The 13,153-nt window shown below is 38.6% G+C and carries 10 protein-coding genes and 3 tRNA genes; 7 read left to right on the top strand and 6 right to left on the bottom strand.

Annotation, left to right across the window (positions count from 1 at the left end; translation table 11 throughout):
- Positions 1–542 precede the first annotated feature (542 nt).
- The gene (locus B4Z47_RS08360) at positions 543–1,325 is read left to right on the top strand and encodes a Cof-type HAD-IIB family hydrolase (protein WP_088162791.1); all 783 of its coding nucleotides are present in this window, start codon (positions 543–545) and stop codon (positions 1,323–1,325) included.
- Here B4Z47_RS08360 and B4Z47_RS08355 read toward each other — a convergent pair.
- Positions 1,322–1,921 (bottom strand): hypothetical protein, encoded by a 600-nt coding sequence (locus tag B4Z47_RS08355; RefSeq protein WP_115046816.1) that lies wholly within the window; start codon positions 1,919–1,921, stop codon positions 1,322–1,324. The genes B4Z47_RS08360 and B4Z47_RS08355 overlap by 4 nt on opposite strands.
- A gap of 45 nt (positions 1,922–1,966) precedes the next feature.
- Here B4Z47_RS08355 and B4Z47_RS08350 point away from each other — a divergent pair, with 45 nt between their 5' ends.
- Complete coding sequence (locus B4Z47_RS08350; RefSeq protein ID WP_088162793.1) at positions 1,967–2,869, top strand: pirin family protein; 903 nt, start codon at positions 1,967–1,969, stop codon at positions 2,867–2,869.
- Between the two features lie 139 nt (positions 2,870–3,008).
- On the opposite strand, the gene B4Z47_RS08345 is transcribed toward B4Z47_RS08350, so the two are convergent.
- The gene (locus B4Z47_RS08345; RefSeq protein ID WP_088162794.1) at positions 3,009–3,608 is read right to left on the bottom strand and encodes a DUF502 domain-containing protein; all 600 of its coding nucleotides are present in this window, start codon (positions 3,606–3,608) and stop codon (positions 3,009–3,011) included.
- A gap of 44 nt (positions 3,609–3,652) precedes the next feature.
- Positions 3,653–6,094: a bifunctional UDP-N-acetylmuramoyl-tripeptide:D-alanyl-D-alanine ligase/alanine racemase gene (locus tag B4Z47_RS08340; protein ID WP_088162795.1), complete on the bottom strand. Its 2,442-nt coding sequence runs from the start codon at positions 6,092–6,094 to the stop codon at positions 3,653–3,655.
- A 77-nt stretch (positions 6,095–6,171) separates the two neighbouring features.
- Between B4Z47_RS08340 and B4Z47_RS08335 the strand changes: the two genes are divergently transcribed.
- The 3 genes from B4Z47_RS08335 to B4Z47_RS08325 all read left to right on the top strand — a co-directional run bounded on the left by B4Z47_RS08335 (position 6,172) and on the right by B4Z47_RS08325 (position 6,935).
- Positions 6,172–6,660: a regulatory protein RecX gene (locus B4Z47_RS08335; protein ID WP_088162796.1), complete on the top strand. Its 489-nt coding sequence runs from the start codon at positions 6,172–6,174 to the stop codon at positions 6,658–6,660.
- Positions 6,661–6,772: 112 nt separating this feature from the next.
- Positions 6,773–6,845: transfer RNA gene (locus B4Z47_RS08330), tRNA-Gly, on the top strand.
- A gap of 5 nt (positions 6,846–6,850) precedes the next feature.
- Positions 6,851–6,935: transfer RNA gene (locus B4Z47_RS08325), tRNA-Leu, on the top strand.
- A gap of 138 nt (positions 6,936–7,073) precedes the next feature.
- Here the strand turns inward: B4Z47_RS08325 and chrA are convergent.
- From chrA to B4Z47_RS08310, 3 genes are all read right to left on the bottom strand, one after another.
- Positions 7,074–8,402, bottom strand: coding sequence for a chromate efflux transporter (gene chrA, locus B4Z47_RS08320; RefSeq protein WP_115049411.1), 1,329 nt, complete (start codon positions 8,400–8,402; stop codon positions 7,074–7,076).
- Positions 8,403–8,605: 203 nt separating this feature from the next.
- A complete protein-coding gene (locus B4Z47_RS08315) occupies positions 8,606–9,127 on the bottom strand; it encodes an OmpA family protein (RefSeq protein WP_075994015.1) in 522 nt (173 codons plus the stop codon).
- Positions 9,128–9,224: 97 nt separating this feature from the next.
- The gene (locus B4Z47_RS08310) at positions 9,225–11,411 is read right to left on the bottom strand and encodes a glucoamylase family protein (protein WP_088162797.1); all 2,187 of its coding nucleotides are present in this window, start codon (positions 11,409–11,411) and stop codon (positions 9,225–9,227) included.
- Positions 11,412–11,571: 160 nt separating this feature from the next.
- Between B4Z47_RS08310 and B4Z47_RS08305 the strand changes: the two genes are divergently transcribed.
- Positions 11,572–12,525, top strand: a complete 954-nt coding sequence (locus tag B4Z47_RS08305) for an acetyl-CoA carboxylase carboxyltransferase subunit alpha (RefSeq protein WP_115046814.1) — start codon at positions 11,572–11,574, stop codon at positions 12,523–12,525.
- 266 nt (positions 12,526–12,791) lie between these two features.
- A tRNA-Lys gene (locus tag B4Z47_RS08300) sits at positions 12,792–12,864 on the top strand.
- The last annotated feature ends 289 nt before the right edge of the window (positions 12,865–13,153 follow it).

Genomic DNA, 13,153 nt, shown 5'->3' with positions numbered 1-13,153 from the left:
AAAATCCACTAAAGAAAATCTGGCGTTACACGATATCTTGCAGTTGTTTCGCTTTAACAAGAAACAGTATCATAAACTCCTTTATCTTTCTCTTTTTATTTGCATCGAAAAAGTCAATATCAGGCCAAATCATCAAGCCCTCGAGCTCTTTTTTATCATGTATATCAAAAGATCTAACAGTATACCAACTTCAAATTACCAGTTTTTTTAACACGTACTTCATAGGGACTTTATAGGGACCTCATTCGGACCTCATTCGGATGAACCCCTATAATCTCCCTATTAATCCCCTTGTATCTCCGATTTTATTTCCTTCTAATTATGCGGTTGATATTTATTGCTCTCTCCCCAGTGTGGTAAAAATTCTCATCTAAAACCGCAACTTAGCATCTACAGACCGACTGTTTTCCATTTGGGCATACTTATCCTCAATACAATTAAAAACGAGATAAGCCTATGGGCGATAAAACACCTCAAATTTAATATTGTAATAGTTACACTATCCCAAGTATTTAGTATATTTGATTTTGACCCAAAAATCCATGATTAAAGCTATCTTTTTTGACATCGATGGAACTTTGCTAAGTTTCAAAACACATCAAGTTCCCGAATCTACTCAACAAGCATTTCAATTATTAAAAGAAAAAAACATCAAGGTATTTGTTTCAACAGGAAGATCCTACAATCAGCTGGGGCATATTCGTTACCTCGATTTTGATGGATATATCACCTTCAATGGCGGGTATTGCGTCACGAAGGAACAGGACGTAATTTATAAAAATAACATTCCTCAAAAAGACATTCGCTCCTTATTGGATTATGCTAAAAAGCGTGAAGACCTGACTTTTTCATTCATGTCTGAAAAAGAAATTTCCTTGAACCAGGTTACACCGGAGGTATTCCAAATGTACCAGCAGGTCAATGTCCCCACCCCACCAGTTCGGGATTACGAAAAGGATTTTGATCTTGACTCAGTTATGCAGGTCAATGTTTTCATCAATCCTGAAGAAGAAGCTGAATTTATGGAAAATGTGATGCCAAATTCAGTTGCGTCGAGATGGACGCCCGTTTTTGCTGATGTCAATCCGATGGGGCAAAGCAAAAAAATTGGAATAGATGTTTTTTTAGATCATTTCAACTTCAGCTTGGAAGAAACCATGTCATTTGGCGACGGCGGAAATGATATTACAATGCTAGCGCACACCCATATTGGAATTGCTATGGGTAATGCAAATCCCGAGGTAAAAGAAATTGCAGATTATATAACAGACAGCGTTGATGAAAATGGTATCTGGAATGCATTAAAACACTTCAATATCATCTAAAGTTGGATAGTTAAAGTTATTCGAGAAGTATTGCTGTTGCTATTCATCAGCAAATTATGTTTTTCCGGAAAAAGATAGTCCAATCGGTATCGAAAATCACGTATCAATGTGCTACTAAACTGACTTTCCAGGTAATGGTTCACGCGATAGCTAACTTCCAGCATAATCAGTTTGGATGAGCCCGATAACCGGATCCGAACTGGATGAGAAGACATCGTATTATAACCATTTTCAACAGCATGCTGTACCACAGGAAAAAGAATAAGCGACGGCAACATAATTTCATCCTGAAACTGTAGCTTATTTTCCCATTTGACTGAAAAACCTGCTGGAAGAAAACGCTCAGCCAACTGCAAATATTGGTTCAACAAGTTAAGCTCCACCTGCATAGCCTCAAATCGGTCAACATGAAGCTTAAGCAACTGCTCTTGAAAAGCAAAATAGTCCGCTGAATCTATTTTGTCACGTTGTATAAAATGCCCTATCAAAAAACTGTCCAGCTGACTGTTCCTAAAAGACAACCTATCCGCCAGTGCTAAAAGCTCTTCATTTCTTACACTCTTTTTACCCAAAAAACGATTGATTATACTCGACATTTCTTAAATTGCTGTAGATTAGAAACACAAAAATAAGGAAACATTATGTCAAATATTGCAATAGTTATTGAAGAAAGAGCCGCTGACATAGGCAATTTCTTAGTTGGGCGACTTCTTCCTTTCAGGCAGAAACGTATGGTCGGCCCTTTTATTTTTATCGACCACATGGGACCTGATAACATTGCCGAACCGCACTTTATGGATATTGCTCCACATCCGCATATCGGGTTATCCACATTGACTTATCTATTCGAAGGTAGCATTATGCACCGTGACAGCTTAGGAAATGCCGTGGAGATCAAACCTGGAGCAGTCAATTGGATGACGGCAGGTAAGGGTGTCACACATTCCGAAAGAACTCCCGAACAGCTGAGATCTACCCCGCACGACCTACATGGGCTGCAGATTTGGGTGGCCCTACCAAAAGAACTCGAAAAAATGGAACCTAATTTTGTTCACATAGAAGAACCACAGCTTCCACATTGGACCGAAGAGGGTGTATCTTATCGTTTAATTGCAGGTGAAATTAAAAACCATCGTTCCGAGGTTCCGGTATATAGTCCATTATATCTTATTGAAATCAAAGCAGAACAAGATGCGACCATCAAACTGGGCGATTACCTATATGGCGAAAGTGGATTATATATCCTTCATGGAACTGTTCATGCGGAAGGCCAGGAATTCGGTCCAAAACAGATTTTAGTTGCCAAGGATGCAAAACTATGTGAATTCGAAATGAAGGCGGGTACTTCAGTTTACATTTTTGGTGGTGAACCTTTTCCTGAACAACGATATATCGACTGGAACTTCGTCGCTTCAGACATTGAAACTTTAAAAATAGCGCGCGAAAAATGGGAAAATCACGAATTTCCAAAAGTACCTGGCGATGACGGCTATATTCCAATCCCACCAGTAAATCCGACTTTAGGACAGAAAAAAAATCAATAACAATATCCTGAACCGATAACAACGTGGACGTATAAATTGAAAAAGTCGCACACGTTGAAAGACACAATAGGCAAAAATAAAAATGCTGGAAATCATACAACGACTTCCAGCATTTTTACTTAAGCGATATGAAAGCCGACTAATGGGCTATCCCGCTCACACCACCGGAAACAACGAGTTTCATGGCATCTGTTGGAGACATATCTAATTTTTTCACCTTATCTGCACTGATAATGACAACCTGCCCTGCAAAAGAGTAGGAATATGGAAAATACACCATAACTTCTTCTTCAAGCCCAATGCTTTTTAAATCATGCTGCGTTAAGAAACCTATCTTTTTCAGACCAAACTCATTCACCGTCACGAGGACAGGTTCATTAAATTTCTTTGCATCACCAACAAAGGCCTCCGTAAAATCTTTAATCGAAGAATATAATGTATTTAAAAGTGGAATCCGCTGGATCTGATGATTAATCCACACTTTAATGGGGTCTGTCACAAAATTTGTAAAAATAAGCCCCGCCAGAACCAATACCAAAATAACGGTCAGAATACCTATTCCTGGAATATACAAGGGGTGCCCCCTATCATCCTCCAAAAAATGTTCAGTTAGATTCAATGCCGAATCAACTGATGCAACAATCCAAACTATTAAAAAAATTGCACCAGCTAGAGGAACCACTACCAGGACACCTCGTATCAAATAATTAATAAATCCTCTGATTAATTTGCTAAACATGAATTGAAAATCAAATTTTATTCAAAAATGCAGAATATCCTTTATTATTCATAAAAATATACTCTTTTTACGCGTTGGGAAATACTCGTCAGCAGTTCATAGGGAATCGTCCCTATAGTCTTCGCCGCTGACTTTATATCAGGGTAAACGATAACTTCATCTTCCTCTCCAACTTCCACATCCGTTACGTCCAACATACACATATCCATACATATATCACCTATAGTAGGGACTAAAAAACCGTTTATCAACATTTTACCGACACCGTTACCAAAACGCCTATCGTAACCGTCTGCATAACCAATTTTAATTGTCGCAATCTTACTGTCTCTATACAGGACGCCGTGCCTATTATAACCTACGGTTTCACCTGCTGGGAGGTATTTAATTTGTGTCACATTCGTTTTCAAGGTACTCGCCTCCCTAATGGGTAAATCATGGCGCTCAATATCGATACCATAGAGACCTATCCCCAACCTCACCATATCAAAATACGCATTCGGCCACAATTCAATACCCGATGTTGCTGCAATATGACGTAGAAAAGAATATCCTATACCACTTTCGAGACGCTTTGTAAACTCATCCAGCAGATCAATTTGTCGCTGTGTAAATTCCCGATCCTTTTCATTACCTGCAGACGCTAAGTGGGAAAATGCAGATTTAACCTCTAAAACCGCTTCCGCACCTAACACAGCTATTAAACGATCGACCTCGTCAGGCATAAAACCCAACCGATGCATACCTGTATCTATCTTAATATGAATCGGAAAAGAAGCTATTTGTTTCGTTTTCAGAAAATTCAAAAAGGAGAACAATATTCTAAAGCTATAAATTTCCGGTTCAAGGTTATACTGAACAATGGACTCAAAAGAACTTTCATCAGGACTCATCACTACAATAGGTAATTTTATGCCTGCACCACGCAAATCAACTCCCTCATCCGCAAAAGCAACCGTCAGATAATCCACCCGATTGAATTGCAAAAGATTTGCGATCTCGAAGCTTCCACTACCATAAGAAAAAGCTTTGACCATGGTCATCAGTTTCACTTGTTTCGGCAGGAGCTGTCGATATACGTTCAAATTATTCTCGAGTGCATTCAAATTGATTTCAAGCACGGTATCATGCGATTTTGCAACTAAAAGCTGACTGATACGTTCAAAATGAAACTCACGTCCTCCTTTCAATAATACCGTGGCATTTTCAAAAGAAAGCGACCTAATATCGGCCAAGAAAGCAGTTGTATCGCTATATGAAATAGAAGGCACTTCAAATTGTGCTGCCACTTTAGGCAACACTTCACCTATCAATATCAATTTATCCAAACGATACTCACGAAGCAAACGTTTCAGCTTGGACAAACTTTTTTCATCTTCGATATGGACACCAGGGATATCCGACAATATCAACATCTTGAACGGATGCTGTCCTTGCTGATTTAAAAACTCCAGGGCTATCTGCAGCGCATCTAGATCATTACTATACGAGTCATCGATAATTGAGCTATTCTTTTTTCCTTTTTTTAACTCAAGACGCATCGCCACTGGCTGCAACTCTTTAATCCTCGATGCGATCACTTCATTTTCATAACCAAAACGTAGCATCACCGCTACACAATTTATCGCGTTCTCAACATTTCCTTTATCCACAAACGGCACTTCAACAGCAAAGGTGCGACCGGTATAATAGAACGTGACCATAGTAAATCGGTCGTTAACCTGTTTGATGGAATACACTTCCAAAGAAAGGCCCTCATCAAGCCCCCAAGAAAATTTTCGTGGCCTATAAGGCAATTGAATATTTTCGAGGTAACTGTTTGGAAAAATCATGGTTTCAACATTTTTAAAAAGCTCGAGCTTTTCATAAATCTTTTCCTCCTTAGATTTAAAACCAGCTTTATGGGCAACACCGATGTTGGTCAATAGTCCTATAGTTGGTTTTATCATCTGCTCAAGGCGCAGCATTTCCCCCTTTTCTGAAATCCCCGCTTCGATTAGCGCAAGATTATACTGATCGGATAACCCCCACAAGGACAACGCCACACCAAGTTGAGAATTATAGCTCTTAGGACTTCGGTAAATCTTATATTCAGGAGACATAAGCTGGAAAAGCCACTCTTTTACAATCGTTTTGCCATTGCTCCCAGTAATTCCAATGACAGGAGAATCAAATTTCTGACGATGAAAAGTTGCCAGCTCCTGCATAGCAACTAAACTATCCGCTACCCAAAGAATATTAGCTTCCAAAAGCTCCATTTCCTGTCCCTCATCGGCCTGAAGCACAAAATTACGAACTCCTTTTTCGTAGGCTTCCCGGATATACCGATGACCATCTCTGTTCTTCTGAAGTGCAAAAAAAATCCCGTTGTCCGCCTGAGCAATTTTACGGCTGTCATAAAATAAATGCTGGACAAAAGAATTGGGATCCGTGATAAATGTGCGATTGGGATGTAAAATCTGGGCGATTTCCGATATTTTGTACATTCTCCTGATATATTTTGATTGTGTCAAAACTGAACATTTTTTTAGTTATTTCATATTATTTTTGAAATTTTGACAATATGTTTGACGAAGAAAAAAGAAACAAGAAGATATTAACGCAGCATCAGGCGCAGTTGAAAGCGGAAAGCTATTGCGTCTATCAAGAACGCGCACAGCAAGAAGTACGCGATAAGCTCTACAGCTGGGGACTGAATGAAGTAGAAGTCGAAAATGTATTGGCCAATTTGATCAGCGATAATTTTTTAAATGAAGAACGCTTTGCTATTGCCTACTGTAACGGAAAACTCCGCATGAAAGGCTGGGGTAAAGTAAAAATCAAGCAGGCACTCAAAGCAAAAAGGGTATCCGAACAATTGATAAAAATTGCATTTAAGCAAATCGATCCAGATGAATATGAACAAATCTTAAATCATATCATTGACAAAAAACTCCGTGAAATTAGTGGTAAGAACCACTATGCAGTTAAAAACAAAGTTTATCAGTTTGCACTATCCCGCGGATTTGAAAGTGATTTAATTTTTTCTACACTGAATTCAAAGGAGTTATAAAAAACACAGAAAGAAAGTAAATAAATATTTTGCAATATTGAATTTTCGCTCTATATTTGCATCACCAAAAAGGAACGCAAGGTTCTTTTAAAAATTGAAATAAAATTCCAATGCGAAAATAGCTCAGCTGGTAGAGCACAACCTTGCCAAGGTTGGGGTCGCGAGTTCGAATCTCGTTTTTCGCTCACCTGCCTAGGTGGTGGAACTGGTAGACACGCAGGACTTAAAATCCTGTTCCCGTTAAGGGAGTGCGGGTTCGATTCCCGCCCTAGGTACAAGAAAGCTCATCTAACGATGGGCTTTTCTTGTTTATGCGCGTATATTACCTCGAATGGCCCTATCAAATTCACAAAACGCCCTTCAATCTTTAATAAACTTGCTTGCGAAGCTCATCAGCCAATGGACATTTTATTTTATCGCCATAAAAATAAGAGAAAGCCGTAGGCCAAACTCAACAATATAAGTTTCAACATGCCTATTTTATACTTGAATAAAAGAAAAAGTGAAAATAGCACCCAAACCAGAGCCATCGGCTCAATGGCATACCAAGAACTGACACCACTTGGAAATAGAATCCCTATACCTAAATAACAGGCTAAATTAACGATTACACCAACTACGGATGCAGTCACTAAAGATAGGATAAATTGTATACATGTATTTTTTTGGGTCCGTTCAATCAGTGGTGCCCCAACAAAAATCAAGGCAAAGTTTGGCAAAAAGGTAAAATATGCTGTAGTGATCAAACCTATTGCGGCCATGGAATAGGACTGATGAAAATGATTGAAGCCAGCCATAAAACCAACATAGGCCAAAACAACCACTAAAGGCCCCGGGGTCGTCTCTGCAAGAGCAAATCCATCTATCATCTGGCTCTTCGAAAGCCAAAACAATTTCTCTGTCACAAGAGCTGCAACATAGGGAATGACTGTATAAGAACCTCCAATCGTCAAATACGCAGACTTTGTAAATAAAAAAGAAAGTGTCTTCCAAAATTCCGTGTCGATGGTAAAAAACAGCAAAATGCTCAACGGAATCAACCATAGTAAGAAAAACAGCAACACCTGAAGAGAAATACGACGGTAGGATACCGAAGGAAGTGTTTCGAGCGTATTGACATAATAAGTAGATTCGAACTGCTTGTCTTCATTTTCACGATTAGCATCAATTTTGGAAGTTTTTGACAAGATTGCATATAGTAATAGACCAACAGCGATCACACCCATAATAATCCAGGGCATTGGAACCCCAGCAAAATACGATAGAAGAAAAGCGGCCAATGCTACCAAATAATGCCATGTACTGACAAGAGATTTCTGCCCCACCCGAAAGGTTGCAAATATAATGATCGCAAGAACTGCAGGTTTTAAACCCGAAAATAAAGCAATAAACAATGCGGTGTTGCCATAGTGCGCATATAGTGTACTGAGTCCGCATATAATAAGAAGTGAGGGAACAATAAAAAATACCCCGGCCAACACAGCACCTTTTATGCCGTGCAACTTCCATCCTAAATAAATCGTCAATTGATGCGCTTCCGGTCCCGGCAACAACATACATGCATTAAGTGCCTGAAAAAACTTCCTGTTACTTACCCATCTTTTCTTTTCGACCAAAAAATCGTGCATAATGGTCACATGGCCGGTTGTTCCACCAAAACTTATCCAACCTAACTCAAACCAAAACCACATGGCTTCCCGAAAAATTGGCTTCTGTCTATTATTTTCTTCCTCTAAATTCATCTTTTTCAACGCTATTTGTCTTAGGCCCGGATTTTATCGAAAACAATTTCTGCAGAACAGGCCCCATTCCGATGTCTCCTGTTTTAAAACACCTTGTTTCGGGAGACCATATACAGCGGTGTAAAACCGCCATATAACTGCATAAAAAAAGCGAGATATCTTAAATATCTCGCTTTTTTTATATTAAGAATTGGTCTGATAAACTATTTTTTATCTAAAATAGTAACTTCCACTCTTCTATTTTTTTGACGTCCTTCCGGACTTTTATTATCTCCAACTGGATTTGACTGACCGAAACCTTTTGCCGTAATGCGTGATTCAGCAACCCCTGAATCTACCAAGAACTTCTTAACAGACGCCGCTCTTTTATCGGAAAGCCACTGATTATACTCAACAGTACCCGTAGCATCAGTATACCCATCAACTTTGATCTTATTATTACTTTCCTTCAAGATCAACGCCAATTTACTAACTTCAGTTTTTGCCTTCTCAGATAGGTAAGAAGAGTTTGTTGGAAACAATAAATCAGACGATATACTAAACTTAATCCCTTCATCAGTTCTTTTCGCGTCATTAAAATCCTTCTTCACATTTTTCAAACCATCATCAGTTCCATCTTTTGTTACAACTGCACCTGGATTGACTACAATAGCTTGTTGTTTACAGGAAAATAACGATAAACTTGCACATAAGGTTAAAATTCCCAAATTAATTTTTCTAAGCATGTCGTTTCTAACGTATTTAATATCGATTTAAGCAAGTAAATATAGCGAAAAAAGTCCAATATGACATCCCTTCTACGTCATATCTAACGTAACAAATCTATTTCTTGGTATATACTTTTTCTAAAGTCTTTTTTACCTCAGGAATATTTTCATACAATTTCCAAATCATGCCTGAATTTGCATTCTCGATCATCACAGCAATCGTTGCCTGATTCCTCGCACGATAACTTTCAGAAACATCGTTGTTTTTAATATCAATCCAGCTTCTGAAACCATATTGTGTAAATAACACATCAGCGTATTCTTCGTAAAATTTACGTAATGCTTTTAGACCAATCTCCTTTTCAAATGGGTAAGCTGCAATAGCTATTGCAGGATTCACCAAATACCCCTGATAGGTATCTTCCACATTTTCCACTCCCCAAATATCGGTAAATCGTGTCCCTATACTCATTTCATTATCTCTCCGTTTATAGGCAAGAATATAATTCGATAAATATTTTTTGTAATCTACAAAGTCATCTACTTTCCCTTTAGGATCCATAATCAAAAAGGGACGATAGACAGACATCAATGATTCATTTAAACTGCCGCCTGCAATACTCTTGGCAAAAATAACTTTGTCGTCGGAGTAGATCGAAATTCCGGCATTTCCCCTATCGCCAATTAAAGGGTTTGCACTTATTGAAAGCGCCAAAGAATCATTTAATTTCATTTTGAGTTCAGGAGCCAAATCACTGGAGTCATCCCCAAAATACAATTCGTTGCCTTGATGTTTGGTTGCAAATCCATTGATATAAGCTGAAATAGCTAAAGGGTGGGTAGGTGAAGACATCGCTAGTAAATAGGTACCCAAACTCTCGTTAAATCCCCCCAAAGGCCTCGATCTAGCTGTACTGTCTACAGGCGACCACTTATTCCAGAGTACATCAGGATTCTGTGCGTCGGTAAAATAGTTCCAATTTATGCGTTCCCAGAGCTTCGTAATATTATTTCTCAACGTCTGTTCCTCGGGATCTTCTTTAGAAAAATATTGCCGGGCGATTAAAAGCGATTCCATGATATGGGAGGTTCCGCGCAAATCGTACGTTGGAATTGAATCGCGATAATAAGGCACCCCCGACCGGCCATCGTAAAGCGCTGTAAAGACCCCTTGATGTTGTTGTGCACTGCTCAAAAATTTTACAATCCGTGTTAACCTGACTAAAAGAGCTTGTCGCGAGATCAAGTTATTCTCTCCTGCCACAAGTAGGCCCAAGATCGCATAGCCAGTTTCATTTGTAGATACAATAGCCTGCCTATTGCCTCGATCAGGCAGAAACATACCACTATTCACATCATAGTTGTCTATAAAATAATTCACATGAGCATTCCGGATAAAATTCAACATCTCCGTATCCGTACCTTTTTTTGTCTGTACCTCCCTAACCTCAGAAAAAGGAGATTCAACATAATTATAGTCTACCCAAGCGATCTTATAATAATAAGATTTGTTATATTCATTTACCCTATCTAGCGACTTCTGTACATAGATGGGTAAAATTGCTATCGGCTGAAAATTGAGTTTATCTTCCGAACGATAGATTTTCACGTAGCGAATACTTGGTGTTAGCGGCAATTGCCAGACCAACTCGACTTGTTTATCCACGGAACTGATCTTAGATAAGATAGCTGCTGATGACAGTCTTACCTTTGGATAGTTTTTGGGCAAAAACTCTATTTGATCGATAAATAATTGATTTGTCTGCAGTGCAGTTCCATTCTGTTCAAGAATTAAAGCCGAAACAGGCTTCCCTAATGAAATTCCTACACATTTGGCGACTGGAATGGAAACATTAAGCCAGGTATCATAAGCAAAATCATCGATATAATTTGCGATATCCACAGCATTTGTCCTTGTATCATTTTGCTGTAAGGTGACTTTTGGCAATTGTCCCTTTTCAGTATTGCTTTGAATAAAAAGCTTAAAAGTTAGCTGATCATCCTTAGCAATTAAATAGGGAAATTTCTGTTTATCGTTTAAAATACTTGCCTCCCATTTACCATTAGGAGAAGAAACGTACCGCAAAGAAAGCGAATTGCCTGGCGTAAAAAACAAACTATCGGAAACCGGTAGGCTATAGCTCACATTTTGGATCCATGATTCACCAGTATAATGAGCGATACTCTTAGCATAACTCCCGTTGATAACACTATTGTCAAATAAAACCTCAGGATAACTTTCTGATCGAACAAGTGTAGGTAAGATCAGTAACAAAAGAAAGTAAAAATATTTTTTCAGCATAAGTCAACATTTTTCACAGGCCTACAATCAAAAACTAAGCCACCAGTACGATTATAACGCAAATGTAACAAAGGAATTCCAATGATATTATCCTCCCTAATTTTAATTTCAGAAAAAATGCGCTAAATTAGCCCTCTGAATATTTTCATAAAATAGATATATGAAAACCACGTTTGATTTTGAAAAGCCAATTGCAGACTTGCAATTGCAAATTGAAAAGGTAACTCAAGTTGCCGAAAAAACTCAAGTTGACATGAGCGCAACCGTTCGTGAGCTTGAAGAAAAGCTTGCTTCTACTGAAAAAGAAATATACGGCAATTTAACAGGCTGGCAGAACGTTCAAATGTCACGCCATCCGGATCGCCCTCAGACTTATGATTATATAGAAGCTATCTGCGACGAATTTATCGAGTTGCATGGTGACAGAACCGTTAAGGATGATAAAGCGATTGTCGGTGGTATGGCTTCTATTGATGGTAATGCCGTTATGATCATCGGTCATCAAAAAGGTAAAAACACCAAAGAGCGTCAATACCACAACTTTGGAATGGCCAATCCTGAAGGCTACCGAAAGGCCCTACGTTTAATGAAAATGGCTGAAAAGTTCAATAAACCTGTGATCACTTTAATTGATACGATGGGTGCTTATCCAGGACTTGAAGCTGAAGAACGCGGACAGGGTGAAGCGATTGCACGCAACCTCATGGAGATGGCTGTATTGAAAGTTCCAATCATTTGCATTGTTATTGGTGAAGGAGCTTCAGGTGGAGCTTTGGGTATTGGCGTTGGAAACAGAGTCTACATGATGGAACATACCTGGTATTCGGTCATATCGCCTGAATCTTGTTCTTCTATCCTATGGAGAAGCTGGGATCATAAAGAAAAAGCCGCTGAGGCATTAAAATTGACTTCAGAAGACATGTTGGGCAACGGCTTGATTGATGGTATTATCCCTGAACCGCTAGGTGGTGCTCACCAAGATCCCGCGGCAGCAGCGGCTAATCTAAAAAGCCAGCTGTTGAAAGATCTTGCTGAATTGACGGCTAAAGATAGCGATACATTAGTTACTGAAAGAATTGATAAGTTTAGCAAAATGGGTGTGGTAACTGAATAATGTTAGCAATACAACCCTAAAAAATAAAAAAGTCAGCAGTTAGCTGACTTTTTTTATGGTTATCCTGCATTAAAAATACACCTCCTCGTTCCAAAAAACAGCCTCCATACAAATCAATCCTATCCACAAGTTTCTAAAAGACTTTTTTAATAAAAAATAATTCGGTAATTTTTAAATAGTTACAACTTTAATCAATAAAAAAGACAAAAACATTTTGCGCAAATAACTTATTTTTCTACCTTTGCATCACTTTCAAAAACAGAAAGGATTCCGTAGCTCAGCTGGTAGAGCAATACACTTTTAATGTATGGGTCCTGGGTTCGAATCCCAGCGGGATCACAAAAGAAAAGCTAATCTTACGATTAGCTTTTTTTGCTTTATCGGTATTTGAACCCGAAAGAAGTGTAGACAGGGTTTGATCGGAACATGTTAATCTACATCCCAAAATGTTCTATTACCCCACAATAACGATCGTTTTGTTATCTAAGCGTAGTCCTTTTCTTTTTTAATTTTTAGCTGCACAAATTAGGATCAAGTAGGGACGAAATTCGCTTTTATTACAGTGCTTGTTCAGTGCTCGTTCAGTGATTGCTCAGTGATAGTTCAGTATAGACTGAATAATCACTGA

The organism is Sphingobacterium sp. UBA2610, assembly GCF_002339225.1.
In the GTDB taxonomy this organism is placed as follows: Bacteria; Bacteroidota; Bacteroidia; order Sphingobacteriales; family Sphingobacteriaceae; genus Sphingobacterium; species Sphingobacterium multivorum.
Note: the sequence above shows the minus strand (reverse complement) of the source record. Positions and strands in the feature narration are given on the sequence as shown.

What these genes read in the sequence shown, in the direction of transcription:
- B4Z47_RS08360 (WP_088162791.1), top strand. Translation starts at nt 543, where the DNA reads ATGATTAAAGCTATCTTTTTTGACATCGATGGAACTTTGCTAAGTTTC.
- B4Z47_RS08355 (WP_115046816.1), bottom strand. Translation starts at nt 1,921, where the DNA reads ATGTCGAGTATAATCAATCGTTTTTTGGGTAAAAAGAGTGTAAGAAAT.
- B4Z47_RS08350 (WP_088162793.1), top strand. Translation starts at nt 1,967, where the DNA reads ATGTCAAATATTGCAATAGTTATTGAAGAAAGAGCCGCTGACATAGGC.
- B4Z47_RS08345 (WP_088162794.1), bottom strand. Translation starts at nt 3,608, where the DNA reads ATGTTTAGCAAATTAATCAGAGGATTTATTAATTATTTGATACGAGGT.
- B4Z47_RS08340 (WP_088162795.1), bottom strand. Translation starts at nt 6,094, where the DNA reads ATGTACAAAATATCGGAAATCGCCCAGATTTTACATCCCAATCGCACA.
- B4Z47_RS08335 (WP_088162796.1), top strand. Translation starts at nt 6,172, where the DNA reads ATGTTTGACGAAGAAAAAAGAAACAAGAAGATATTAACGCAGCATCAG.
- chrA (WP_115049411.1), bottom strand. Translation starts at nt 8,402, where the DNA reads ATGAATTTAGAGGAAGAAAATAATAGACAGAAGCCAATTTTTCGGGAA.
- B4Z47_RS08315 (WP_075994015.1), bottom strand. Translation starts at nt 9,127, where the DNA reads ATGCTTAGAAAAATTAATTTGGGAATTTTAACCTTATGTGCAAGTTTA.
- B4Z47_RS08310 (WP_088162797.1), bottom strand. Translation starts at nt 11,411, where the DNA reads ATGCTGAAAAAATATTTTTACTTTCTTTTGTTACTGATCTTACCTACA.
- B4Z47_RS08305 (WP_115046814.1), top strand. Translation starts at nt 11,572, where the DNA reads ATGAAAACCACGTTTGATTTTGAAAAGCCAATTGCAGACTTGCAATTG.